Raw genomic sequence first — 25,865 nt, forward strand, 5'->3', positions numbered from 1 at the left:
TCATGTTCGATCCAGACATAGCGCCCAGCGGCACCCTGCTCGGCCTCCTGCAGCGAGGCCGCGGCGACGGGACCCTGCACGCCCTCGCCGCGCCGCGGGCCGAGGCGCTCGCGGCACTGCACCACTGTGTGCTGCGCGACCCCCGCCGTGACTGGCAGGTCGAGAACCGCTCGCTCTATTACGCCAGGCTCTGTCTGGACCTCGACGCCGGGCTCGACGAGATCGAACAGCATCTGTTCCACCCCGACGACCTGGTCAACGACGACGAGGAGCGCACCGGGCTCGCCCTCTCCGTCCTCGGCCACCTCGCCGCCTACGGCAGGTCCGACGCCCTGCGGCTGCTGCGCCGCTACGCCGCGGCCGGCAGCAACTGGGAATGGGCCCTGGACGAGCTGGCCCTGCGCGACGACGACACCGGGCTGCGCGGCCTCGCCCCCGCGATCCTCGCCCACTTCCCCCGGACCCCCGACGGCGACGCCGAACTGGCCGCCGTGGTGCGCGGCGCCTACGAACCCCGGCCCTGGCGGCTGTGGGCCGACGATCCGGACCACGGGCCGCGGGTCCGCGCGGCGGCCGAGCGCGGCGCCTTCGACCGATGGCAGCGCCAGCTGCGGCCCTCGGGGCCGCGCCCCGGCTGGAGCGTGCACGACATCCTGCTGTGGGCCCAGCGGGAGCACGATCTGAAGCCGGACGCCCGCCGCCCCGACGCGGCCGCCCGCTGTCTGGCCGCCGTCGCCGGTCCCGAGGACCGGCCCGAGCTCCTCGCCGCCGCCGCGTCGGCCCCCGACGCCGCCCGCGCCGCGGCGCTGCGGCACCTCGCGGAGATCGGCGACCCCGAGGTGCTCGATCTGATCGAGGCCGCCGTGACCGAGCCGGACGCCTCACAGCTGGTCTCCCAGGCGGCCCTCTCCGCCTTCGAACGCATGCGCAGTATCGCCGCCCTCGACCGGGCCCGGGTCTGGGCCCACCGCCCCGACGCGCTCGGGGACGCGGCGGCCGCGATGCTGTCCTGCCGCGGTGGACACTATGACGCCCCGCTCGTGCTCGCCGCCCTCCGCCGCACGGTGCGGGCCGAGGGCCCGGACGCCCAGACCCTGTGGACGCTCGTCGACGGCGCCGGGCGCCTGACGATCTCCTGCGCCGCGCCCGTCCTGCGCCATATCTACCGGGAGACGGCCTCCTCCCACCTCCGCGGCCGCGCCGCCCGCGCGCTGGCCGCCACCGATCCGTCCTTCGCGGCGGGCTTCGCGGTCGAATGCCTCTGGGACTGCGAGGAGAGCACCCGCGAAGTCGCCGCCCGCCACGCCGCCACCGCCGACGCCCGCGTCGTCGAGCAGCTCCGCCGGCTGGCCGCCGACCCGGCGGAGGAGGCCGAGGTCCAGACGGCGGTCCGCAGCCGCATCGGACCCGAGACCCCGGGCTTCTGACCCCTCCCCGGCCGCCTCCGACGTACGGCCCCGGGGGCAGGCGCCCCAGGACCCGGGGGGCAGGCGCCCCCCAAGGTGTCGGACGCGGGCACCTCCCATGTTGTCGGACGCAGGCAACTGTGCCGGACACAGGCAACCCTCGAGACGTCGGGCGCGTCTTTGCGAGCATGGGTGAGAGGCTCATCACCCTCCGTATCACCGCTCCGCCCCGAGCAGGGCGTTCGCAGCGACACATTCACGCCGGGTGACCGGCCGCCGATTCCAGCGGGTTCATACGGGTTTGCGGTGATCCCTCCAGGGCCCCGAGCGGGCCCTTCGGGGTGCGAGGGCCAACGCTCATGGGACGTTCTACGGCGCGAAACGTTCACGATGCCGGGGCCACCCTTCGTACGCCGACAACACCGGTATGCGTGTCGCCATCGTGACTGAATCCTTCCCACCCGACATCAACGGCGTCGCTCACTGCACGCTGCAGACCGCGGACCATCTCCACCGCCGTGGTCATCACCCCTTGGTCATCGCACCGGCGGGTCCCCCCGGCGGCTCACCGCCCGGCACGGCCGGCGGTCCACCCGAGAGCCAAGGGGAGATGGACCGGTCGCATCCGTACCCCGTCGTCCGTATCCCGTCCCTGCCCCTGCCCGGCTATCCGCAGGTGCGGGTCGCGCTGCCCAGCCGGAAGCTCGCGGCCGCGATCACCTCCCACGGCAGCGATGTCGTCCACCTCGCCAGCCCCTTCGTCCTGGGCGCGCGTGGGATGACGGCCGCGCTCCGGCTGCGGATACCCGCGGTGGCCGTCTACCAGACCGACCTGGGCTCCTACGCCCGCACCTACCTCGGCGCGGGCGAGAACGCGGCCTGGCGGCGCATCCGCGCCGTGCACACCGCCGCCGACCGCACCCTCGCCCCCTCCACCGCCGCCGCTCGCGACCTGGACGAGCACGGCGTGCCGCGGATCCGACTGTGGCCGCGCGGGGTCGACACCGAACGCTTCCACCCCTCGCGCCGCGACCCGGAGCTGCGGCGCTCGTTCGCCCCCGGCGGTGAGCTGATCGTCGGATACATCGGCCGCCTCGCCCCGGAGAAGAACGTCGAGCTGCTCGCGCCGCTGAGCGAGCTCCCCGGCATCCAGGTGGTCGTGGTCGGGGACGGGCCGAGCGAGCCCGCGCTGCGGGCGGCCATGCCGAGGGCCCGTTTCCTCGGCCGCCGCACCGGCAACGACCTGGCCCGCGTCTTCGCCTCGCTGGACGTCTTCGCCCACACCGGGCCCCAGGAGACCTTCTGCCAGACCGTGCAGGAGGCCCAGGCCAGCGGCGTCCCGGTGATCGCGCCCGCGGCGGGCGGCCCGCTCGACCTCATCGACCACGGGCGCACCGGACTGCTGGTGCCGCCCGGGGACGCGACCGAGGTGACCGACGCCGTCTCGCTGCTCGCGGCCGACGCGAAGCTGCGCGCGGCGCTGGGCCACGCGGGCCGGGAGGCGGTCGAGGGCCGTACCTGGGCGGCGATCGGCGACCAGCTCATCGACCACTACACCGAGGTCCTGTCGGCCCGTACGGCGGTCGCGGCATGAGCGCCGCACGCGCGGCCGCCGGGCCGCGGTGGACGGCGATGCCCGCGCCTCTGCGCGGCGCGGGCGGAGAAGCGAACGAAGGGGTCACAGCATGAGCGCCGTGGGCGGAGAGCAGAGCATGAGCGACGGCAAGGGGCTGCGCATCGTCCGGCTGGCCAACTTCGTCACCCCCGCCTCCGGCGGCCTCCGCACCGCGCTGCGCGAGCTCGGGGCCGGGTACCAGGCGGCCGGGCACGAGGCCGTGCTGGTGGTGCCGGGCGAGCGGGTCTCGGACGAGCACACCCGGCAGGGGCGGGTGATCACGCTGCCCGGTCCGACCATCCCCGGCACCGGCGGCTACCGCGTCCTGGCCGACCGGCGGCGGCTGACCCGGCTGCTCGACGCCCTCGCACCGGACCGGCTCGAGGTGTCGGACCGCACCTCCCTCCGCTGGACGGGGGAGTGGGCGCGGCGCGCCCGCGTACCGGCCGTGATGGTCTCCCACGAGAGCGCGGACGCCGTGCTGCGCGCCTGGGGGGTGCCGGAGGCGTTCGCCGAGGGGGCCGCGGACCGGCTCAACCTCCGTACCGCGCGGGCCTACTCGCGGATCGTCTGCACCACCGAATGGGCGGCGCGCGAGTTCGTACGGATCGGCGCGCGGAATGTCCTACGCGCCCCGCTGGGCGTGGATCTCGGCCACTTCCACCCCTCCCACCACGACGCGGCGCTGCGGGACCACCACCGCGGCGAGGCGGCCGTGCTCATGGCCATGTGCTCGCGGCTGTCGCCCGAGAAGCGGCCGGGCCGGGCGCTCGACGCGCTCGCCGAGCTGCGGCGGCGCGGCGTCTCCGCGGCGCTCGTGGTCGCCGGGGACGGACCGCTCCGGCCGCGTCTGGAGGCCCGCGCCCGCGCCGAGGGGCTGCCGGCCGTCTTCCTCGGCCATGTGGCGGAGCGGGCGGGGCTCGCCGCCGTCCAGGCGAGCGCCGATGTGGTGCTGGCGCCGGGTCCGGCGGAGACCTTCGGCCTCGCGGCGCTGGAGGCGCTGGCCTGCGGTTCGCCCGTCGTCGTCAGCGCGCTCTCCGCGCTGCCGGACATCATCGGCGCGGCGGGCGAGACCGCCGCCGACAACGGAACGGCCTTCGCGGACGCCGTCGAGCGCGTCCTCGGCCGCTCCGAGCCCCTGCGCCGGGCGGCGGCCCGGGCGCGGGCCGAGCGCTACGGCTGGCCCGCGGCGGTCGCCTCCTTCCTGGCCGCCCATGACGCGTCCACCGAGGGCGTCCGGTGCGCCGACGGCGGCCGGCTCCCGGCCGCCGCGCTCCCGGCCGCTCCGGGGGTCTCCGCGCCCCGGGCCGTCGGCGGTGTGCGGTGAGCGCAGCCGGCGCTCACACGGGGGACCGCGCTGGTACGGAACCGTCTCGTCAGGAGGCCGACCCCACGGAGGCCCCCCTTACGGAGGCCGTTCTCGCGGAGGCCGTCCTTACGGAGGCCGTCCCTACGGCGACGGGGTGTGCGGGGCAGGACGCGGTCGCTGCCCCGCACCGGGCGGCCACTGCCCCGCACCGGGCGGGCCGGACGCCGGGCACGACGCCGGGCGACGGGGCGGCCACGGGCGAGTGCGCGGGCGAGGGGCTGGGCGAGGGTACGGAGCCGCGCAGGCTGCGGTTCGCCGCCCTCGGCGACTCGCTCACCGAGGGGCTCGGCGACCCGGCGCCCGGCGGCGGATGGCGCGGCTGGGCCGCGCTGCTGGCGGCGGCGGCCGGGCCGCACCCCGACGAGCCCGTGGAGTTCGTCAATCTCTCCCGCAGCGGGGCGCTGGCCGCCGATGTCGCCGACGAACAGCTGCCCGCCGCCCGCCGCGCCCGCCCGCATCTGGTGTCGGTCGTGGTCGGCGGGAACGACACGCTGCGCGACTCGTTCGACATCCGCCGGGTCGCCGAGGCACTCGACCGTACGATCGGCGCGCTGCGCGCCGACGGCGCCGTGGTGCTCACCGCCTGCCTGCCCGACCCCGGGCGGATGCTGGGGCTGCCGTCCGCGCTGGCCCGCCCGCTGGGGCGCCGGATGCGCGCGGTGAACACCGTGGTGCACGCGCTGTCCCAGCGCCACGAGGCGGTCCATGTGGAGCTGAGCGACCACACCTGGGTCGCCGACCGGCGGGCGTGGAGCGTGGACCGGCTGCATCCGAGCGAGCTCGGGCACCGGCTGCTGGCCAGGGAGTTCCACAGCGCCCTGCGCGCCCGGTCCATCGCGACCGGCGCCCCGCCGTCCCTGGAGCTCAACGGCCCCACGCCCTCGCGCACCGCCTCCGCGTGGTGGATGGCGACCCGCGGCACCCGCTGGATCGCGGACCGCTGCACCGACCTCCTGCCCGGCCTGGTCGCGCTGGCGGCCCTGGAATGGCGCCACCGCCTCAAGGGCACCGCACATCTGCTCGAGGACCGGGACCGGCGGGCGACAATCGCCGCGCTCACCGCGGTGACCCGCGGTCCGGCCCCCGCCCACCTCCCGCACCCGCCCGCCGATCCGCTCATCGCCGACACACCGTCGTCCGCTGCGACAATGGCGGGGTGACTGGTCGCTGGGAATTCTGGATCGACCGGGGCGGAACCTTCACGGACGTCGTCGGCAAGCGTCCGGACGGCCGCCTGGTCACCCGCAAGCTGCTGTCCCACCACCCCGAGCGCTATACGGACGCCGCCGTCGCCGGGATCCGGCAGACGCTGGGGCTCGGCCCCGGCGATCCGGTCCCGGCCGACCGGATCGACGTCGTCAAGATGGGCACCACGGTCGCCACCAACGCCCTCCTGGAGCGCAAGGGTGAGCCGACCGTCCTCGTCGTCACCGAAGGGTTCCGGGACGCGCTGCGCATCGCGTACCAGAACCGCCCCCGCCTCTTCGACCGCCGGATCCTGCTCCCCGAGGCGCTGTACGACCGGGTGGTGGAGATCCCCGAGCGGGTGGACGCCCATGGCGAGGTCGTCCGCCCCCTGGACCTCGACGCCGCCGCCGAGGCGCTGCGCGCCGCCCACCGCGACGGCTTCCGCGGCGTCGCCGTCGTCCTGCTGCACGGCTATCGGTACGCCGCGCACGAACAGGCGGTCGCCGCGGTGGCCCGCGACCTCGGCTTCACCCAGGTGAGCTGCTCCCACGAGGTCAGCCCGCTGATGAAGCTGGTGTCCCGCGGCGACACCACCGTGGTCGACGCGTATCTGTCGCCCATCCTGCGCCGCTATGTGGAGGACGTGGCCGCCGAACTGCGCGGTATCCGGCTGATGTTCATGCAGTCCAACGGGGGGCTGCGGGAGGCCGCGCACTTCCGGGGCAAGGACGCGGTGCTGTCCGGGCCCGCGGGCGGTGTGGTGGGCATGGCGCGCTCCTCCGGCGAGGGCGGACACGATCGCGTCATCGGCTTCGACATGGGCGGCACCTCGACCGATGTCTCGCACTACGCGGGCGAGTTCGAGCGGATCTTCGGCACCGAGGTCGCCGGGGTGCGGATGCGCGCCCCGATGATGAACATCCACACCGTGGCGGCGGGCGGCGGTTCGGTGCTCCACTTCGACGGCCGGCGCTACCGCGTGGGGCCGGACTCGGCCGGCGCCGTCCCCGGCCCCGCCTGCTACCGGCGCGGCGGCCCGCTGACCGTGACCGACGCCAATGTGATGCTCGGCCGGATCCAGCCGGACCACTTCCCGGTGGTCTTCGGCCCGCACGCCGACCAGCCGCTGGACGCGGCGACGGTCCGGGAGCGCTTCGCCGCGCTCGCCGAGGAGATCGCGGAGGCGACCGGCGACCGGCGCGGACCGGAGGAGGTCGCGGCGGGCTTCCTGGACATCGCGGTGCTCAACATGGCCAACGCGGTCAAGAAGATCTCCGTGCAGCGCGGCCGTGACGTCACCCGCTACGCGCTCACCAGCTTCGGCGGCGCGGGCGGCCAGCACGCCTGCGCGGTCGCCGACGCGCTCGGCATCGGCACGGTGATCGTGCCGCCGCTCGCGGGGGTGCTCTCCGCGTACGGCATCGGGGTGGCCGACGCCACCGCCATGCGCGAGCAGGCCGTCGAGGCGGAGCTGGGCGAGGAGACGCTGCCGCGGGTGCGCGAGCTGTGCGCGCGGCTGGCCGATCAGACCCGTGGCGAACTCCTCGCGGACGGGGTCCCGGAGGACACCCTGGACACCGTCGCCCGGATCCATCTGCGGTATGCGGGCACCGACTCCAGCATCCCCGTCTCGCTCGGTTCCGCCCCCGCGATGACCGAGGACTTCGTCCGGGCGCACCGCACCCGCTACGCCTTCACCATGGACAAGCCGCTGGTCGTCGAGGCGGTGTCGGTCGAGGCGGTCGGCGCGTCCGGACCCACCGGCGGCCATGCCGTGGAACGGCCGCCCAGGGAGGGCGAACTGGCGCCCGTGACGACCGTAAGGATGTTCTCGGACGGGCACTGGCAGCGGACGGAGCTCTACGAACGCGACCGTATGCGCCCCTCGGACCGGGTCACCGGGCCCGCGATCGTCGCCGAGGAGGACGCCACCACCGTGGTCGATGCGGGCTGGCGGGCCACCATGGGCGAGCGCGGCCATCTGCTGCTCACCCGGGTCCGGCCGCGCCCGAGCACCACCGCGGTCGGCACCGAGGTGGACCCGGTGATGCTGGAGGTCTTCAACAGCCTCTTCATGGCCATCGCCGAACAGATGGGCGTCCGCCTGGAGCACACCGCCCACTCCGTCAACATCAAGGAGCGGCTCGACTTCTCCTGCGCACTCTTCGACGCCGAGGGCAACCTCATCGCCAACGCCCCGCACATCCCGGTCCACCTGGGCTCCATGGGCGAGTCCATCAAGGAGGTGCTGCGGCGCAACGGGGGCACGATGCGGCCCGGCGATGTGTACGCGATCAACGACCCGTACCACGGAGGCACCCATCTGCCGGATGTCACCGTGGTCAGCCCGGTCTTCGACGAGCCGGGGGACCAACTGCTCTTCCTGGTCGCCTCGCGCGGCCACCACGCCGAGATCGGCGGCATCACTCCCGGCTCCATGCCCGCCTTCAGCCGCACCATCCAGGAGGAGGGCGTCCTCTTCGACAACTGGCTGCTGGTACGGGACGGGGCGCTGCGCGAGCGGGAGACCCGCGAACTGCTGACCGGCGGGCCGTACCCGTCCCGCGCCCCGGACGCCAACCTCGCCGATCTGCTCGCCCAGATCGCCGCCAACGAGAAGGGCGTCCAGGAACTGCGCCGGATGATCGGGCAGTTCGGCCTCGACGTCGTGCACGCCTATATGGGCCACGTCCAGGACAACGCCGAGGAGTCGGTGCGCCGTATCGTCGCCGGGCTGCGCGACGGCTCGTACCGTTACGAGACCGACGGCGGGGCGGTCATCCGCGTCAGCCTTACGGTGGACCGCGACGCGCGCGGCGCCGTCCTGGACTTCACCGGCACCTCGCCCCAGCGGCCGGGCAACGACAACGCGCCCAGTTCGGTGGTGATGGCGGCCGTGCTCTATGTCTTCCGGACGCTGGTGGTCGAGGACATCCCGCTCAACAGCGGCTGTCTGAAGCCCCTGGAGGTCCGCATCCCCGAGGGCTCCATGCTGGCGCCCGTCTTCCCGGCCGCCACGGTCGCCGGCAACGTCGAGACCTCCCAGGCCGTCACGGGCGCCCTGTACGCGGCCATGGGCGTCCAGGCAGAGGGCTCCGGCACGATGAACAACGTCACCTTCGGCAATGACCGCGTCCAGTACTACGAGACGGTCGCCAGCGGCTCCGGCGCGGGGGACGGCTTCGACGGCGCCGACGCCGTACAGACCCATATGACCAACTCCCGGCTGACCGACCCCGAGGTGCTGGAGTGGCGCTATCCGGTGCGGGTCGAGAGCTTCACGATCCGCCGGGGCAGCGGCGGCCGTGGCCGATGGCGCGGCGGCCACGGCGTCACCCGCCGCATCCGCTTCCTGGAGCCGATGACCGTCGCCCTCCTCACCGGCCACCGCCGGGTGGCCCCGTACGGCATGGCCGGCGGTGAACCGGGAGCGCTGGGCGCGAACCTGATCGAGCGCGCCGACGGTTCGGTGGACCGCCTGGACGGCCGTGACGCGGCGGACGTCGGGGTGGGGGACGTCCTGGTCGTCCACACCCCGGGCGGCGGCGGTCACGGCCCGCCGGAGGAGGCCGGGGACGGATTGTCGGTGGCGGATGCCAGATTGGACGCATGACCGACTGGCAGGACATCCACGACTGGACGGATCTGCGGGCCGTGCGCGCCGCGCTCGCCGCGGGGGCGGACCCCGATCGCGTCCTCGGCGGCCATATGGCGCCGCTGCACTCCGCGGCCTGCTCGGGGAGTGCCGAGGTGCTGGCCGAACTGCTCACGGTGGCACGGGAGGTGGACCAGCCGGACGCGGCGGGCCGCACCCCGCTGTGGCACGCGGTGCGCAACTGGGACCGGGCGAAGGCGTCGGCGCTCATCGCGGCCGGGGCCGACCCCTGGCGGCCCCGGGAGGCCGACGGGCGCTGCCCCGGCGGGCTGGCCTGGTGGACGCCACCACGCCACCACGCCAGCTCGTCCGGGCACCGTGGCCGTCTCGATCTGGCCAATTGAGTTCGGCCAGAGGCGACGGGGAGGCCCTGAACCATCTCTCTGTTGGAGCAGGGGCCCCGCACGCTGGCACCGCACCCGGCGTCCCAGATCGCGCCGCTTACGCTGTCCCGGCCCCTGCACGGCACCGCAAGCCCGAGAAGCGACCATCACACTATTGAGCTAAACCGACCTCGTGCACGCTCCTCGACAAGCAGTTCCAACCCCCTCCATAGCCCGTGACGGGGTGATGTGCTCCTGTGAGGAGGTCATGCTCGATCCGGAGCAGGGCGATCCGGAGGAGGCATGGCGGTATCGGTTCGGGGACGGCGGGCATCCGTCCGGCTGGACGGCGCGGGCGCTGGCGATGGCCGCCGCGGTCACGGGGGTCGCGGTCGACGGCGGGCCGCGGTGGATCGGCCGGCCGGGTGGCAGCGTCATCCTGCTGCCCGAGCGGCTGCGCGACTGACGCCCCTGGGGAGGCCCCGAGCCGCCCCGGGGCTCAAACAGGCAGCCCGATATGAGGTATGGCGTGATCGGATCCGTTTGCCGCCGCCACGATCGGAAACCCGAACCTTGTCAAAGCCCGCCCGGACGCGCCCGCATGACCCACGGGCGTCCGCCCCGCGCACCCCGTGCGTGAGCCCGACGGCGGGTGCTTTCAGCAACGTCGTTCACGGAAGGGGCAGCCATGGCCTGGTGGCATAACGCCGAATGCACGCATGAGGATCCGGAGCTGTTCTTCCCCGTGGGGGTGGCGGGACCGGCCGCCCGGCGGCAGGAGACGCTGGCCAAGGAGGTCTGCCGGCGCTGTCCGGTGATCCAGGATTGCCTGGACCACGCGCTGGAGAGCGGAATGACCCACGGGGTCTGGGGCGGCACCGGTGAGGAGGAGCGCCGCGCGCTGCGCCGCAGGGCACAGCGCAGGGAGCGCGTCGGCGCACGGCGCGCCCGTTAGCCGCCGTCCGGGACGGTCCGCCGCGCAGGCGGCCCCCAGGAGGCCCGGACCAGCGGGGTGAACCGCACCGGAGTGCCGGGGACGGCCTGCGCCGCGGCGGCCAGATACCGCTCCGGCACGACGCCCACGACCGGGTAGCCGCCGGTCGTGGGATGGTCGGCGAGGAAGAGCACCGGGCGTCCGTCCGGCGGGACTTGGAGCGCGCCGAGCGCCATGCCCTCACTGGCCAGCTCACCGTCCCGCGCCCGCTCCAGTGAGGGGCCCTCGGTCCGCAGTCCGATCCGGTTGCTCGCGGCCGAGACGCGGAAGTCCCCGGTGGTAAGGGTGCGCAGCCCCGCGGGGGTGAACCAGTCGTCGCGCGGGCCGAGCACCACGGGGAGCACCAGTTCGGGTGCGACGCCCCGATGCGGCACCCCGTCCACGTCGGGCACCGGCCCGCGCGGCCGCCCGAGCCGCAGCACCGCGCCGTCCGCGAGCGGCGCCGGGCCCAGCCCGGACAGCACGTCCGTGGCCCGGCTGCCCAGCACCGGCTCGGCCTCCACACCGCCGTCGAACGCCACATAGCTGCGCACCCCGTGGGCGGCGGCCCCGGCCTCCAGGAGCGCACCCGACGGCACCCGGACGGCCGAGCCCCATGCGACGGGGCGGCCGCCCACCGTGACCGGGCAGGGCGCGCCGGTGACCGCGACCGTCGCCGGGCGGAGCGGCCGTACCGCGCAGCCGGTGAGCGTGGTCTCCAGGGTCGCGGCCCCTTCGGCGTTGCCCACCAGGCGGTTGGCGAGCCGGTGGGCGGGCTGGTCGAGCGCCCCCGAGCGGCCCACCCCGAGATGGGCATGGCCGACGCGGCCGAGATCCTGGACGGTGGTCAGGGCTCCCGGCCGTACGACGACGAAGGCACTGTCGGTCATGGCGCCGCCCCTTCCGGGGCCGTGTTATCCGATACCGGGATGAAGTGGACGCGAGTGCCGGGGGTGAGCAGCGCCGCCGGTTCCCGCGCGGTGTTCCACAGCACGGCGTCCGTGGTGCCGATGAGCTGCCAGCCGCCGGGGGATGAGCGTGGATAGACGCCCGTGTACCCGCCCGCGAGGGCCACCGAGCCGATCGGCACCCGCGTCCTGGGCGTCGCGTGGCGCGGTACGTGGAACCGCTCGGGCAGCCCCGTCAGATAGCCGAAACCGGGCGCGAAGCCGCAGAAGGCCACCCGGAACTCGGCGCCGGAGTGGATCCGTACGGCCTCCTCGGGCGTCACCCCCCACCGCCGCGCGACCTCGTCCAGATCGGGCCCGTCGTAGCGCACGGGCACCTCGACGATCTCGCTGTCGCCCCGGTCGAGGGGCGGTATCCGCCAGCGGGGCAGCTCGGCGGCGAGCCGCCCGGGGTCGGCGAGCCCGTCGAGGAACACGGTCCGGGCGGCGGGCACGATCTCGCGCACGGCGGGCAGCCGCCGCTCGGCGGCGCGGCGCAGCAGCTCGGCGTGGAGCGCCTCGGCCGCCGCACCGCTGTCGAGCTCGATGAGCAGCCCGTGCTCGCCGACGGGCAGGGTCCGCACCGTCATATGAACGCCGCCACGCGTACCCCCGCGGCGGCCAGCTCGGACCGCACCCGGCGGGCGAGGTCGGCGGCGCCGGGGGTGTCACCGTGGACGCACAGCGAGCGCACGTCCACCTCGATGCGCCGTCCGTCGATCGCGGTCACCGCGCGGTCGCGGGCGAAGCCCAGGGCGCGCTTGACCACCGTGTCCGGGTCGTGGACCACGGCGCCGGGCTCGGCGCGCGGCACGAGCGTCCCGGCGGCCGTGTAGGCGCGGTCGGCGAACGCCTCGGTGATCACCGGCAGCCCGGCCGCGCGGGCCGCCTCGTGCAGCCGGGACCCGGGCAGCCCCAGCACCGGCAGCGGACCGCCGGCGGCCAGCCCGACGCCCTCGATCACGGCGGCGGCCTGCGCCTCGTCGTGCACACTGCGGTTGTAGAGCGCGCCGTGGGGCTTGACGTAGTGCACCCGCGTCCCGGCGGCACGCGCGAAGATCTCCAACGCGCCGATCTGATAGGCGATCTCGTCGGCCAGCTCCCGGGGCGGGACGTCCATGCTGCGCCGGCCGAAACCGGCCAGGTCCCGGTAGGAGACCTGGGCCCCGACGCGCACCCCGCGCTCGGCGGCCAGCTCGCACACCCGGCGCATGGTCGAGGGGTCCCCGGCGTGGAAGCCGCAGGCGACATTGGCGCTGGTGACGATGGACAGCAGGGCCTCGTCGTCGGTGAGCCGCCAGCGGCCGAACCCCTCGCCGAGGTCGGCGTTGAGATCGATGGACAGGTTCGCCAAGGATGCGGTCATATCCGTCCGTTCGGGCGTGGGGGATACGTGTCGGGCGTGGGGGATACGTGAGGGGATGCGGATGGCACCACAAGGTAAGCGATCGTTGAACGATCCGACAAGATGCTTGTTGTCCGGCGACGGTTTCTGGGCTTGACTTCTCGCTATACGGGACGAACGAGACACCGAACAGGGGCTGATGTGGCGAACGGGGCAAAGGGTGCAAACCGCCGTTCCGGCGAGCCGTCGGACGAGCCGTCGGACGAGTCGCCGGGCGAGTCGCGGGAGATGTCGGCGGCGCCGGGGGCGACGGAGGCCGCGGAGCCGGTGGAGCCGGCCGGGTACGCCCCGGTGCCCGGTCTCGCCGCCGGGCTCGAGGCCGACCGGGCGCTGCTGGGGCGCACCAGCACGGCGGAGCGCGTCGCGGACATCCTGCGCGACCGCATCGCCGAGGGGTTCTTCCCGCCCGGCACCCGGCTGTCCGAGGACAGCGTGGGCGGGGCGCTCGGCGTCTCGCGCAACACCCTCCGGGAGGCGTTCCGCCTGTTGACCCACGAGCGGCTGCTGGTGCACGAGCTGAACCGCGGCGTCTTCGTCCGCGTCGTCACGGTGGACGACCTCAACGACATCTACCGCGTGCGCCGGCTCGTCGAATGCGCGGCGGTCCGCGGCCTGGGCGAGCCGCCGTACGAGGTGCGGGCGGTCGAGGCGGCGGTCCTGGCGGGCGAGCGCGCCGCGCGGGACCGGGCCTGGGAGGACCTGTCCACCGCCAATATCCGCTTCCACCAGGCGATCGTCTCCCTCGCCGAAAGCCCCCGGGCCGACGAACTGATGCGCGCGGTGCTGGCCGAGCTCCGGCTGGTCTTCCATGTCATGGCCGACCCCCGCCGCTTTTACGCCCCCTATCTGGTGCGCAACCGCCAGATCCTGGAGGTGCTCCAGGGCGGCGACGCGATGGAGGCCGAGCGGCTGCTCGCCTCCTATCTGGACGATTCCCAGGGGCAGTTGGCCGACGCCTACGGGCGGAAGATGTCCCGGCGATAGAGGTTTCCCAGCGGTAAACGATCCGGCGGGGCCGGAACAAGTTCGTTTCAGGCTCTTGTCGGATCGTTGAACGAACGCCTAGCCTCCGGTGCACTCTCCTCACGCCCCCCGTGAGGTCCTTGTGCGCGGAAGGCGGGACGCATGATCGTTCTCCTTGGCGTCCTCGTGGTGATCCTCGGATTCGCCACACGACGCAACCCGTTGCTGGTGGTGGGGGTCGCCGGCATCGCCACCGGACTGCTGGCCGAGCTCTCGCCCCAGGAGATCCTGGCGGCCTTCGGTAACGGCTTCGCCTCCAGCCGCTCGGTGACGATCTTCGTCATCACCCTGCCCGTGATCGGCCTCCTGGAGCGTCACGGCCTCCAGGAACAGGCCCGTACCCTCATCGGCCGGCTCGGCAAGCTCACCACCGGCCGGTTCCTCGCCCTCTACCTGTTGCTGCGCCAGCTCACCGCCGCCCTCGGCCTCACCAGCATCGGCGGCCCGGCCCAGAGCGTCCGGCCCATGGTCGCGCCGATGGCCGAGGGCGCCGCGGAGCGCCGCCACGGCCCGCTGCCCGAGCGGGTCCGCGAGCGCGTCCGCTCGTACTCCGCCAGCGCCGACACGGTCGGGCTGTTCTTCGGCGAGGACTGCTTCCTGGCCATCGGCTCGATCCTGCTGATCACCGGGTTCGTCAACACCACATACCACACCCATCTGGAGCCGCTCCAGCTGGCGCTGTGGGCCATCCCCACCGCCGTCTGCGCGTTCCTCATCCACGGCTTCCGGCTGCTGCGCCTGGACCGCTCACTGGACCACGACCTCGCCGCCTCCGGCGGCCGATCCGCTGCCGAGGGCAGCCGCACCGCGGAGGAAGCCAAGTGATCAAGGCGGAGTGGTTCTACTGGCTCGTCGGCGCCGTCTTCCTCGCCATGGCCGCCCAGATGGCCGTCGACCGCACCAACCCCAAGCGCCTCGGCTCGGCCGCCTTCTGGGGGCTGCTCGGCGGCTGCTTCTTCTACAGCAGCTGGGTGGTGGAGAAGAAGGCCCCGGCCGAACCGCTGGGCGTCGCCGTCCTCGCCATGGTCTGCCTGGGCGGCTTCCCGCTCACCGGGCGCGGTGTGCCGCGCACCACCACGCCCGAGCAGCGCGTCGCATCGGCCGCCCGGCTCGGCAGCAAGCTGTTCGTCCCGGCGCTCACCATCCCGCTGGTCGCCGTCGTCTGCGCCTCGGCCGTCAAGCACTGGCACATCGGGGGCGAACCGGTCCTGGAGGCCGGCAGCGAGACCATCCTCGGCCTCGGCTTCGGCGCGATCGCCGGACTGCTGGTCGGCATGGTCGTGGTGCGGGAGCGGCGGCCCGCGGTGCCCCTGCACGCCGGCCGGAGCCTGCTGGAGTCGATGGGCTGGGCGCTGCTGCTGCCCCAGCTGCTCGCCGTGCTCGGCTCCGTCTTCCAGGAGGCGGGGGTCGGCACCCAGGTCGGCAAGATCACCGAACAGGTGCTGCCGGAGGGCCAGAAGTACGTCGCCGTGGCCGTCTACTGCGTGGGAATGGCCCTGTTCACCGTCATCATGGGCAACGCCTTCGCCGCCTTCCCGGTGATGACCGCCGCCATCGGCTGGCCCGTGCTCATCCAGCAGATGCACGGGGACGCGCCCGTCGTCCTCGCCGTCGGCATGCTGGCCGGTTTCTGCGGCACGCTCGTGACCCCCATGGCCGCCAACTTCAATCTGGTGCCCGCCGCCCTGCTGGAACTCAAGGACCAGTACGGGCCCATCAAGGCGCAGATCCCCACCGCCGGGGCGCTGTTGGTCTGCAACATCGCCATCATCTCGCTGTTCGCCTTCTGAAGGGGGCCGCTGCTGTGACCCGCGTGCTTCTCACCGGCTTCGAACCCTTCGCGGGCTCGGCCGTCAACCCGTCGTGGCAGGCCGTGTCCCTCGTGGCCGCCGATCCGCCGTCCGGCACCGAGGCCACGGCCGTACGACTCGCCTGCGTCTTCGGCACCGCCCTCGAGGAGCTGGCCGCCGCCGTGGCGGCGGCCGACCCCGACCTGGTGCTGTGCGTGGGCCAGGCGGGCGGCCGTCCCGGTATCACCGTCGAGCGGGTCGCGATCAACGTGGACGACGCCCGGATACCCGACAACGCCGGACGTCGGCCCATCGATGAACCGGTGGTCGAGGGCGGCCCCGCCGCCTACTTCGCCTCCCTGCCCGTCAAGGCGTGTGTCGCGGCCGTCCGCGAGGCCGGGATTCCGGCCGCCGTCTCACAGACCGCCGGAACGTTTGTGTGCAACCACGTCTTCTACGGTCTGGCCCATCTCATCGCCACCGAGCGGCCCGCCCTGCGCGGCGGCTTCGTCCACCTCCCGTACGCGCCCGAACAGGTCGTGGACGGCACCGAACCAGCACTGCCCGCCACCATGGCCGCCGACGCGCTGCGGGCGATCATCGGGGCGGCCGTGAGCACCCGGACCGATCTGCGCGTCGCCGAGGGGGCGACGCATTGAGCGCTTACGAGCCGAACGCGGCGACCAAGCCGGATGGGATGAATGAGCCGGACGAGCTGGATGGGATGAATGAGCTGAATGAGCCGGATGAGTCGGACGAGATGAATGAGCCGGACGGGACGGGGAGCGAACTCGGCCGGCACGCGGCCCGGTTCGCCGCCCTCGCCACCGCCAACGTCACCCGGGCCTACCCCAACGCCCCCGCGCATCTGCTGCGCGGGCCCGAGGACCTGGTCGAGCCGCGCCGGTACCACCCCGCCTTCTACGGTTCCTACGACTGGCACTCCGCGGTCCACATGCACTGGCTGCTGGTCCGGCTGCTGCGCCGCTGCCCCGACCGCGTCCGCGCCGACGAGGTCACCGCCGTACTGGACGGGCACCTTACGGCCGATGCCCTCGCCGCCGAGGCGGACTATCTGCGCGCCCATCCCTCCTTCGAGCGCCCTTACGGATGGGCCTGGCTGCTCGCGCTGACCGCCGAGTGCCGGAGCCTGCCGGGGCCCGCGGGCGAGCGCTGGGCCGAGGCCCTGGAACCGGCCGCCGACGCCGTCCGCGCACTGCTGGGCGGATGGCTGGAACGCGCCACCTATCCGGTGCGGCACGGCGTCCACACCAACAGCGCCTTCGCCCTCGGCCTGGTCCTGGACAGCGCGGCCGCCGCGGGCCTTGAGGGGATCGTCGAACCGGTCACCGAGGCCGTCCTCGACTGGTTCGCCGACGACCGCGACGCCCCCGTCCACTGGGAGCCCTCCGGGCAGGACTTCCTCTCGCCCGCGCTCACCGAGGCCGAGACGGTCTGCCGGGTGCTGCCGGAGGAGGAGTTCGCGCGCTGGCTGGAACGCTTCCTCCCCGGCGTCGAATGGGGCGCGCCCGTCACCGTGCTCACCCCGCCCATCGTCTCCGACCCCGCCGATCCGCATATCGGTCACCTCCTCGGCCTCATCCTCAGCCGGGCCGCCGCGCTCCGCCGCCTGGCCGCCGCCCTGCCGCACGGCGACCCGCGCGCGGACGTGCTGCGGACGGCGGCCCGTGACCATCTGGCCGCCGGGCTCCCGGCCACCGTCTCCGGGGACTTCACCGGCGACCACTGGCTCGCCACCTTCGCGGCGCTCGCCCTGGACGGACCACCGGCCGGTGAGCCGTAGACTGACGGATCGGTGAGGTGCGGGGGACGCGCCGGTGTACGCGTGTGCACGCGCGGGGGACCTGGTGCGTCATGCGGGGGACCTGGTGTGTCATAGCGGGATCTCCGTGCCGTTTCGTACGTTGTCGGTGCGACCGCCTACTCTGTGCGACGTGACATCTCCACCCCCGGGGGCCGCCGCGCCCCAGCTCAACACCGCTGAAGGGGCCGCCCGGCCGGCCCCGGGCCCGGCCGCCGACGAGGGCCTGGCCCGGCGGCTGCGCGCGCTCGCCTGCACCGCGCCGCTGCACGACCTGGACGCGCGCAAGGCCAACCTCGCGGGGGAGTACGGGGTGTACGCGATGGCAGAGGTCGCCCTCGCCGCGATCGACCTCGTCACGCTCCACATGGACTTCGACACCGGCGCCGACCACGAGCAGATAGTGGCCAGGCTGCTGCCCCGGGTGGCGGCCCAGGCCCCCGGCCGCCCCGCCGCCGAGCACGACCGGGTCGCCCGCTGGGTGCTGGAGAACCTGATCAACGTCGGCAGTGTGGACCGCGGCTTCCGCGCCGTTTATGGCACCTTCGGGCCCGATGGGGTGTATGTCCGCAGGGACTACGACTTCAAGCTGATCGAGGAGGTGCCGGGGCCCGGCGGCAGCGTCTATCTGCGCACCACCGACGAGGCGGTCAACGTCCTGGTCGGCGCCCTCGACACGGATGTCACCAGCGCCCAGATCGCCGCCGAGGTCAAGCTGGAGGTCCTGATCAGCCGGGGCCGCCTCGCCGACGCCCAACTCGCCGCCGAGCAGGCCCGCTACCGCACCGTGCAGTACTCGGAGACGCTGCGCCGCACCCTCGACGCCACCCGGCGGAACGTCCGCGCCGTCGACTGGCTGAGCACCGTCCCCGAGCTGATCAGCGAGGCGCTCGACCACGTCGCCGACCGCTACCGCCACGAGAACGCGATCCTCACCAATATCCGCAAGGCGCGCGACGAGGCCGAGAGCGCCGAGCACAAGCGGCGCGCCGCCGAGCTCGTCGACATCGTCAAGGACTGCATCCGGCGCCACACCCAGCTGCAGTCCCGGCTGCTGGAGGCCGGTCCGCTGTTCCGCGCCGAGCAGGACCGCCAGGCCTTCGCACCCCCGGCCCCGCGCTCCGGATACGACCTGTACGGACAGCTGCTGGCCCCCGTCCTCCCGCTGCCCCTCGAGCGCGCGGGCCGGGTCACCGACGCGTTCTTCGGCCGCGGCACGGGGCTGCGCACCCCGACCTCGGTGCGGATGAGCGACCTGGTCGAGATGCTGCTCACCCCGCCCGTGGAGCGGGAGCACCTCGGCGCGGAGATGCCCGAGCCGGACCTCATCGCCACCCCCGACGACAGCCGCTTCAGTGAGGAGCAGCTGGCGGTGGCCATGGAGCTGCTCGAACTGCCCGCGGACGCCCCGCGGCGGCTGTCCGGGCTGCTCGCCGACGCCCGCCGCCGCGACCCCGATCTGCCCTATCTGATCGCCCTCCTCGCCGTCCACGCCGCCAGCCCCCCGGTCGGCACCGCCTACCGCCAGGGCGAGCAGCGGCTGCTGTTCGCCGTGGACGACGGCACCGACCTCGACGACCCCGAATTCGGCGGCGCCGACCTGATAGTGGGCACCGCCCTGCTGGACGCGGTCGGTATGGCGGCCGACCGCGCGGAGGTGGCGTGATGACCGCGACCCATGAGTACGCCCCGCGCGAGGAGGTTCAGCCGTGACCGAGTACGACATCGACGAGATGACACCGCCGGACCCGGCCCCCGCCCCGGCGGCGGCCGGGCTGGCGCCCGCCGACGCGGCCGACGCCGCGCGGCTGGTGGCCTTCGGACTCCAGCCCAAGCTGCTGCCCGCGCGGGACGTCGAATACTCCGAGCTGCTGCGCCGGCACCGCGACGAACCGGCGTTCGCGCGCCTCACCGACGCCATCGCCGCCGGGCTCGGGCTCATCGTGCTGGAGGTGTCGACCCGCGCCGGAATGGCGGTGACCGCCGCCGAGGACTCCGTCTTCGCCGTCCGCATGGGCGACTACGCCCGCCGCGCCGCCACCGACTCCGCCGACCGCTTTCTGCACGGTCTCGCCCATCTCGCCGTCGCCGCCCTGGCCTTCCCCCGCCCCGAGGACCTCGCCGACGACGGCTATATCGGCCGCGTCACCGTCAACGGGGTCGACGCCTTCGTCCGCCAGGCGTGCCGGCGGCTGGAGGAGCGCGCCGAGGAGCAGGGGGAGAACACCGACCCCACCACCGGTGCGCCCGGGCTGGAGTCCGCCTGGCGGGTCTACGCCCGGCGCAGCGCGACCGGCGCCACCAAGGACGCCCGCAGGCTCGCCGGTTCCACCACCGGCATCGTCGGCAAGGCCGCCGCCTTCCTGGTCGACTCCGGCTTCCTCCAGCGCACCGGGGACGAATCCGGCGGCACCTACCGCACGACCGCCCGCTACCAGCTCCAGGTGCGCGACATGGCGGCCTCCGCCGCCATGGCCGAGCTGCTGGAGCTCGGTGTCGTCCCCGTCAGCGACGGCGGCGCCACCCTGCTGCCCCCCGACCAGGGCGACGACCTCGACCTGGTGGCCGACGCCGGTCTCCCCTTCCACTCCTGAACCCCGACTGAACCCCGACGCCTGGCCCCCACCCGCCCGACACCACCACACCTTCCGACAACGAGAGTCCGCCGCCATGTACGAGCTGTCCCGGATCCGCCTCTACTCCATCGGGCCGGCCGGTGCGCGTTACGCCGACACCGTGCTGGACCTGCGCGGAGTCGGCGAGCCGGTGCCCAGCCCCGCGCCCACCCAGGCGGAGTTCTTCGAGGAGGAGCCGGTCGGCCCGCCGCGCCGCCCCGCCCCCGCCGGGGTGCTCTTCCTGGAGAACGGCGGCGGCAAGTCCGTCCTGCTCAAGCTGATCTTCTCGGTGATGCTGCCCGGCCATCGCAACACCCTGGGCGGGGCCAGCTCCGGTGTGCTGCGCAAGTTCCTGCTCGCCGACGACTGCGGGCATGTCGCGCTGGAGTGGCAGCACACCGTCACCGGTGAGACCGTCGTCGTCGGCAAGGTCAGCGAATGGCGCGGCCGTCAGGTCTCCAACGACCCGCGGAAGTTCGCCGAGGCGTGGTACTCCTTCCGGCCCGGCCCCGGAATGAGCCTGGACTCGCTGCCGGTCGCCGAGTCCGCGGCGGTGCGGCCCGCCGTCGAGGGCGCCTCCACCGCCCGCGGCCGCCGCCGCACCATGAAGGGCTTCCGTGACGCCCTTACGGAGGCCGCCAAGGCATACCCGCATCTGGACGTGGTCTGGGTGGAGATCCACGAGCGCTGGAACGAACACCTCGGCGAGCTCGGCCTCGACCCCGAACTCTTCCGCTACCAGCGGGAGATGAACGCCGACGAGGGCGAGGCCGCCGGGCTCTTCGCGGTCAAGAATGACTCCGACTTCACCGACCTCCTGCTGCGCGCCGTCACCGACACCCGCGACACCGACGGGCTCGCCGACCTCGTCCATGGCTTCGCCCACAAGCTGGGGCGCCGCGCCGAGCTGACCGCCGAGCGCGAATTCACCGCCGGTTCGCTCGATCTGCTCCAGCGCATCGCGGACGCCGCGGAGCGGCGTGAGCAGGCGCGCGGTGTGCACGCGGGCGCCGAGCGCCGCACCCGTACGCTCGCCCGGCGGCTGTCCGCGCGCGGCGCGGAGGAGCGGGCGCGGGCCGCCGAGCTCGCCGAGCGGGTCGCCTCCGCCGCCGAGGCCGTCACCGACGCCGAGGGGGCGCGCGGCCGCAGCGATCTCGTCGCCGCCGAACTCGCCTACCGGCACGCCTCCTTGGCGCTCGCCGCCGCCGAGAAGGGCGCCGCCGCGCAGCGCCGCGAGCTCAACGACGCCCGCACCCTGCACTCCGCCTGGCAGGCCGCCGAGACGGTGCTGCGCCACCGCGCCGCCGCCGACCGCTCCGCGCGCGTGGCCGCCGCGATCCGCGAGGCGGAGCGGGACGCGGCGCCCGCGCTCGCCGCCCGCGCCAAGGCCGCGGCCGACCTCGTCCGCGCCCTGCACGCGGCCGCGGAGGACGGCGAGCGGGTCGCCAACGGCGAGGAGGAGCGGTCCGCCGTCCTCCAGGAGGCGGGCGAGGCCGCCCACCGCGACGCCACCTCCGCCGCCACGGCGGCCCAGCGCGCCCGCAGCGACACCGAGCATCTGCGCCAGCGGCTCGCCGAGGTCGAGCAGGAGACCGCCGAGGCCGTCCGCGCCGGATGGCTCGACGACTCCGCCCCCGACGCCGACCCGGCGCGCGCCGCCCTCGCCGCGAGCGATGCCGAGAAGACCACGGTCGCCGCCTTCGACGAGGCCCGCGAGACCGCCCGGCGCACCGCCGACCACGCGAAGTCGGCCGCCGCCGAGGAGGCCCGCGCCGAACTGGCCGCGGCGCGGGCGGTGGACGCGGCGCGGGCCGCGGAGTCCGCGTACGACGCGGAACGGCGCGCCGCGGAGGCGCTGGGCGCGGAGCAGCGCTTGGTCGAACTGCTGGGCCTGCCACAGCCCCCCGCCACCGTCCCCGCCCCCCGCGGCACCACCACTCGCCCGTCACCGGCGGACGCGCGCGCGGCGCGCGGGGTGACGGTGCGCGTTCCGGGCGCGGACGGCGTGGGCCGCCGAGGCGCCCGAGCCCTGCCGACCGACTCCGACCGGGCCGGGTGGATCACGGTCCACGTGGACGAGGAGGACACGGACGACGTCGGCCTCTCCCAACTCCCCGCCGCCTTCCGCGCGGACCCCTCCGCCCACACGATCCCCGTGGACTGCGGGCCCGCGCCCCACGACCACGCCTACGCCCCCGAGGAGCCCCCCACCGACATCCGCGAACGTTTCGCGGGAGAGGACTACGCCGGGATGGGCGCCGCCCCGGCGCGCCCCACGGACGATCCCGCGGCGCGCGGTGACGGCGTTCCCGCCTCGTGCGCGCTCGGTGAGCCGTGCCCGGTGGACGAGGTGCCGGGGGGCGGCTCCGTCCCGGTCGGCGGTGCACGGACGGATGCCGGACCGGTGGGCGAGGCGGAGGAGGCGCCCTCCACTCGCCATGGAGCGGCGTCCGTCGAGGACGCGGAGGCGGGCCCCGGGGAGACCCCCGGGCGTCGTCCGCTCGCGGCGGAGTCGCGGCCCGCGGGGCGGGTGACGGTACGGATCGACGAGGCTGAGGACGCCCCGTCGGGCGATGGCCTTCCGCGCCCGGAGGGCCACCGTGGCGGCGCCCCGGACGTGGCGGCCGATCCCCACGGCGACGGCGGTAAGGCCGCCACGGACTCCGCCGACGTCGCCCACGCGGCCCCGCCGGGCGGCTCGCGCGGTGGCGCCCGGGTCGTGGCGGCTGAGTCCCGGCCGTCCGAAGAGGTTTCGGCTCGGGTGGGGGACGGTGACGACGGTCAGGCCGTAGGGGAGACCGCCGCCACCGGCACCCGGCCCGCCAACGTCACCCCCGCCGATGCCGTCACCCCCGCCGACGCCGACCCCGACCCCGACCCCGACGACTCCGACTGCTGGAGCCCCGAGCCCGGCGGCGACCCCGAGCCCGAACCCAACCGCGGCCACCGCACCCCGCCCGCCCCGCGGCCCCTCGCGGAAGGGCCGCTCACCGCCGAGGAGTTGGACCGGAACGCCGAGGCGTTGCGGGAGCTGCTCGAGGAGAGTGTGGGCTCCGCCGAGCGCCAGTTGTTCGAGTTGCGGACCGCCGCCGCCGAGGACGCGCGGATTCTGGGGGCGCTCGGTGACGGCGGGCTGTTGCCGCCGAGTGCCGATGTGCTGGCGGCCGTCGAGTTCCTCGGGGAGCACGGCATCCCCGCGCTCCCCGGCTGGCGCTATCTCGCCCAGGCCGTGGACCCCGTCGACCACGCCGCCGTGCTCGCGGCCCGTCCCGAGCTGGTGGACGGTGTCGTCATCACCGACCCCGGCACCCACGCCCGCGCCCGTGAGGTGCTCGGCCAGGCGTCGCTGCTGCCGCGGTCCGCCGTGGCCGTCGGGACGTCGGCCGCGCTGCTCGCGCCGACGCCCGCGCCGGGCGGCGAGGACAGCGGGGTCTTCCTCGTGCCGCCGAACCCGGCGATGCACGACGAGCGCGCCGCCGACGACGAGCGGCGCGGGCTGCGGGCCCGCGCCACCGCGCGGGACGAGGAGATCAGGGCGCTCGCCGCGCGGCTGGCCGGGGACCGGGCGCTGTCCGCGCGGCTCGCCTCCTGGCGCACCGGCTGCCCGCCCGGGCGGCTCGCGGAGCTCGCGGCGGCGACCGAGACCGGACGGGAGACCGCCGACACCGCGCAGCGCGACCTCGTGGAGGCGCGTACGGCACGGGCCGAGGCCGACGAGGCCGCCACCGAGGCCGCCCGCGTCCGGGACGAGCGCCAGGAGGCGGCGCAGCGGGCCCGCCGGGTGGCGGACGCGCTGGCCGGTCTGGCGTACCGGCTGCGGGAGCGCGCCACCTGGCAGACCCGGCTGCGCGAACTGGCCGAGGAGGCCGTCGAGTACGAGGAGCGCGCCGCGGGCTGTGTGGACCGGGCCCGCGCCGCCGACGAGGACCGGCGCGCCGCCCAGCGCGCGGCTGACGACGCGCGCCGTACCGCCCGCGCCCTGCGCGCCGAGCGCGCGGAGATCGCGGGCGCCCCCGACGACCTCGGCGAGGCCACCGAGCCGGCCTCCGCCTCGCTGCCCGCGCTCCGTGAGGCGTACCGCGCCGCCTCCCAGGTCTACGAGAAGGTCGGCGTCGGCGCCGACCTCCGCGCCGAACAGGCCCGCGCCGAAAGCGACGAGAGCGCGGCCCTCGCCACCCTCGACCGGCTCACCAACAAGGTCCGCACCCGCGCCGCCCAGCTCCTGGAGGGCACCGACGGCGCCGACGGCCCCTCCCGGCAGGCCGCCGCCGCCCGCGCCGAATCGCTGGTGCAGATGCTGGAGAGCCGCGCGTCGGCGGCGAGCGAGCAGCTGGGCCGGCTGCGCGGCGAGGCCGAGCGGCTCGCTCCCGCCGACGGCGACGCCCACACCGAGCTGCCGGAGGAGACGGTCCCGGCCGACGCCGAGCAGGCGAAGGAGCTGCTGCGCACCGCCAACGGCGAACTGGCCGCCCGTACGGACGCCCTGGACACCGCCCGCACCGCCCACGCCGACACGGTGCGCGCCCACCGCGCCGCCGAGGACGCCGCGGGCGGCTTCGACGAGACCGCCGCCCTGCTGCGGGATCTGCTGCGGGACGGCCCCGGCGCGGAGGACGACGGCGAGCGGCCCGAGCCGTACGCCGGGGATCTCGCCGAGGCCCGTCAGGCCGCCGCCGAGACCCGCCGCTCACTGCGCGGCTGCGCCGCCGACCTGTCGGCGGCCGAGTCCTCGGTGCGGGAGGCGAGCGACGTCCTCGTACGGCACGCCAACTCCACCCGCTACGAGCAGGTGCGCACCCCCGCCCGCCAGCAGATCCGGGAGCTCCCCGCGGCCGCGCTGCCCGAGCACGCCGCCGCCTGGGCCGAGGCGTTCGCGCCCCGGCTGCGTGTGCTCACCGACGAGCTGGAGCAGCTGGAGCGCAACCGCGACTCGATCGTGGACCGGCTGCGCGGCCTCGTCGAGTCCTGCCTCGCCACGCTGCGTTCGGCGCAGCGGCTCTCCCGGCTCCCGGAGGGGCTCGGCGAGTGGTCGGGCCAGGAGTTCCTGCGGATCCGCTTCGAGGACCCCGACCAGGCCTCGCTCACCGAGCGGCTCGGTGAGGTCATCGACGAGGCCACCCGCTCCGCCGTCCGGAAGAACTCCGATCTGCGCCGGGACGGCATGTCGCTGCTGCTGCGCGGGGTCCATGCCGCGCTCCAGCCGCGCGGCGTGGCCGTGGAGATCCTCAAGCCGGACGCGGTGCTGCGGGCCGAGCGGGTGCCGGTGGGGCAGATGGGCGATGTGTTCTCCGGCGGCCAGCTGCTGACCGCCGCCATCGCGCTGTACTGCACGATGGCGGCCCTGCGCAGCAACGACCGGGGCCGGGACAAGCACCGCCACGCGGGCACGCTCTTCCTCGACAACCCGATCGGCCGCGCCAACGCCACCTATCTGCTGGAGCTCCAGCGGGCGGTGGCGGACGCGCTGGGGGTGCAGCTGCTCTATACGACGGGGCTGTTCGACACCACGGCGCTGGCCGAGTTCCCGCTGGTGATCAGGTTGCGCAATGACGCGGATCTGCGGGCCGGCCTGAAGTACATCAGCGTCGAGGAGCATCTGCGGCCGGGTCTGCCGGTCCGCGAGCCGGAGGAGGAGCAGCAGGTGCACGGCCAGATCACCGCCACCCGGATGTACCGCCGCCCCGAGGCGGACGCGGAGGCGCCCGCCGGGGCGGCGGACCGGACATGAGCCCGG

General features: G+C 74.8%; 19 protein-coding genes. 16 read left to right on the forward strand and 3 right to left on the reverse strand.

The features are described 5' to 3' along the window. The first annotated feature begins 2 nt into the window (after positions 1–2). From JK364_RS37275 to JK364_RS37310, 8 genes are all read left to right on the forward strand, one after another. Entirely contained in the window at positions 3–1,427 is a 1,425-nt protein-coding gene (locus JK364_RS37275) for a HEAT repeat domain-containing protein (protein ID WP_201855818.1), read from the forward strand. 406 nt (positions 1,428–1,833) lie between these two features. Beyond that, positions 1,834–3,000 carry a glycosyltransferase family 4 protein gene (locus tag JK364_RS37280; RefSeq protein WP_201855819.1) on the forward strand — a complete coding sequence of 389 codons (1,167 nt, stop codon included), beginning with the start codon at positions 1,834–1,836 and terminating at the stop codon, positions 2,998–3,000. Between the two features lie 91 nt (positions 3,001–3,091). Continuing rightward, on the forward strand, positions 3,092–4,348 hold the full coding sequence (locus JK364_RS37285; protein WP_230993070.1) for a glycosyltransferase: 1,257 nt from the start codon (positions 3,092–3,094) through the stop codon (positions 4,346–4,348). Then, a complete protein-coding gene (locus JK364_RS37290) occupies positions 4,345–5,550 on the forward strand; it encodes an SGNH/GDSL hydrolase family protein (protein WP_307841486.1) in 1,206 nt (401 codons plus the stop codon). The genes JK364_RS37285 and JK364_RS37290 overlap by 4 nt, the downstream gene beginning before the upstream one ends. After that, entirely contained in the window at positions 5,547–9,191 is a 3,645-nt protein-coding gene (locus JK364_RS37295; protein WP_201855820.1) for a hydantoinase B/oxoprolinase family protein, read from the forward strand. Before JK364_RS37290 ends, JK364_RS37295 begins: the two co-directional genes overlap by 4 nt. Then, the gene (locus JK364_RS37300) at positions 9,188–9,577 is read left to right on the forward strand and encodes an ankyrin repeat domain-containing protein (protein WP_201855821.1); all 390 of its coding nucleotides are present in this window, start codon (positions 9,188–9,190) and stop codon (positions 9,575–9,577) included. Before JK364_RS37295 ends, JK364_RS37300 begins: the two co-directional genes overlap by 4 nt. Before the next feature lie 247 nt (positions 9,578–9,824). Continuing rightward, positions 9,825–10,022 (forward strand): hypothetical protein, encoded by a 198-nt coding sequence (locus JK364_RS37305; RefSeq protein ID WP_201855822.1) that lies wholly within the window; start codon positions 9,825–9,827, stop codon positions 10,020–10,022. A 222-nt stretch (positions 10,023–10,244) separates the two neighbouring features. Then, the gene (locus JK364_RS37310; protein WP_201855823.1) at positions 10,245–10,511 is read left to right on the forward strand and encodes a WhiB family transcriptional regulator; all 267 of its coding nucleotides are present in this window, start codon (positions 10,245–10,247) and stop codon (positions 10,509–10,511) included. On the opposite strand, the gene JK364_RS37315 is transcribed toward JK364_RS37310, so the two are convergent. The 3 genes from JK364_RS37315 to JK364_RS37325 are packed head-to-tail and all read right to left on the reverse strand — an operon-like array spanning position 10,508 to position 12,842. After that, positions 10,508–11,419, reverse strand: coding sequence for a 5-oxoprolinase subunit C family protein (locus tag JK364_RS37315; protein WP_201855824.1), 912 nt, complete (start codon positions 11,417–11,419; stop codon positions 10,508–10,510). The two genes, JK364_RS37310 and JK364_RS37315, sit on opposite strands and share 4 nt — an antisense overlap. Next, positions 11,416–12,066 (reverse strand): 5-oxoprolinase subunit PxpB, encoded by a 651-nt coding sequence (pxpB, locus tag JK364_RS37320; RefSeq protein WP_201855825.1) that lies wholly within the window; start codon positions 12,064–12,066, stop codon positions 11,416–11,418. Before pxpB ends, JK364_RS37315 begins: the two co-directional genes overlap by 4 nt. After that, the gene (locus tag JK364_RS37325) at positions 12,063–12,842 is read right to left on the reverse strand and encodes a LamB/YcsF family protein (RefSeq protein ID WP_201855826.1); all 780 of its coding nucleotides are present in this window, start codon (positions 12,840–12,842) and stop codon (positions 12,063–12,065) included. The genes pxpB and JK364_RS37325 overlap by 4 nt, the downstream gene beginning before the upstream one ends. A gap of 180 nt (positions 12,843–13,022) precedes the next feature. Between JK364_RS37325 and JK364_RS37330 the strand changes: the two genes are divergently transcribed. The 8 genes from JK364_RS37330 (at position 13,023) to JK364_RS37365 (ending at position 25,859) form a co-directional block, all read left to right on the forward strand. After that, positions 13,023–13,865, forward strand: a complete 843-nt coding sequence (locus JK364_RS37330; RefSeq protein ID WP_307841487.1) for a GntR family transcriptional regulator — start codon at positions 13,023–13,025, stop codon at positions 13,863–13,865. Between the two features lie 141 nt (positions 13,866–14,006). After that, positions 14,007–14,729, forward strand: a complete 723-nt coding sequence (locus tag JK364_RS37335; protein WP_201855827.1) for a DUF969 domain-containing protein — start codon at positions 14,007–14,009, stop codon at positions 14,727–14,729. Further along, a complete protein-coding gene (locus tag JK364_RS37340) occupies positions 14,726–15,694 on the forward strand; it encodes a DUF979 domain-containing protein (RefSeq protein ID WP_201855828.1) in 969 nt (322 codons plus the stop codon). Before JK364_RS37335 ends, JK364_RS37340 begins: the two co-directional genes overlap by 4 nt. A 14-nt stretch (positions 15,695–15,708) precedes the next feature. Next, entirely contained in the window at positions 15,709–16,353 is a 645-nt protein-coding gene (gene pcp, locus JK364_RS37345; protein ID WP_201855829.1) for a pyroglutamyl-peptidase I, read from the forward strand. Positions 16,354–16,454: 101 nt separating this feature from the next. Then, complete coding sequence (locus JK364_RS37350) at positions 16,455–17,498, forward strand: DUF2891 domain-containing protein (protein WP_201855874.1); 1,044 nt, start codon at positions 16,455–16,457, stop codon at positions 17,496–17,498. A gap of 151 nt (positions 17,499–17,649) precedes the next feature. After that, positions 17,650–19,182: a hypothetical protein gene (locus JK364_RS37355; protein WP_201855830.1), complete on the forward strand. Its 1,533-nt coding sequence runs from the start codon at positions 17,650–17,652 to the stop codon at positions 19,180–19,182. A gap of 67 nt (positions 19,183–19,249) precedes the next feature. Then, on the forward strand, positions 19,250–20,110 hold the full coding sequence (locus JK364_RS37360; protein ID WP_201855875.1) for a hypothetical protein: 861 nt from the start codon (positions 19,250–19,252) through the stop codon (positions 20,108–20,110). A gap of 76 nt (positions 20,111–20,186) precedes the next feature. Further along, complete coding sequence (locus JK364_RS37365; RefSeq protein ID WP_201855831.1) at positions 20,187–25,859, forward strand: hypothetical protein; 5,673 nt, start codon at positions 20,187–20,189, stop codon at positions 25,857–25,859. The last annotated feature ends 6 nt before the right edge of the window (positions 25,860–25,865 follow it).

Origin of the sequence: Streptomyces endocoffeicus (genome assembly GCF_016741935.1) — a bacterium.
Classification (GTDB): Bacteria; Actinomycetota; Actinomycetes; order Streptomycetales; family Streptomycetaceae; genus Streptomyces; species Streptomyces endocoffeicus.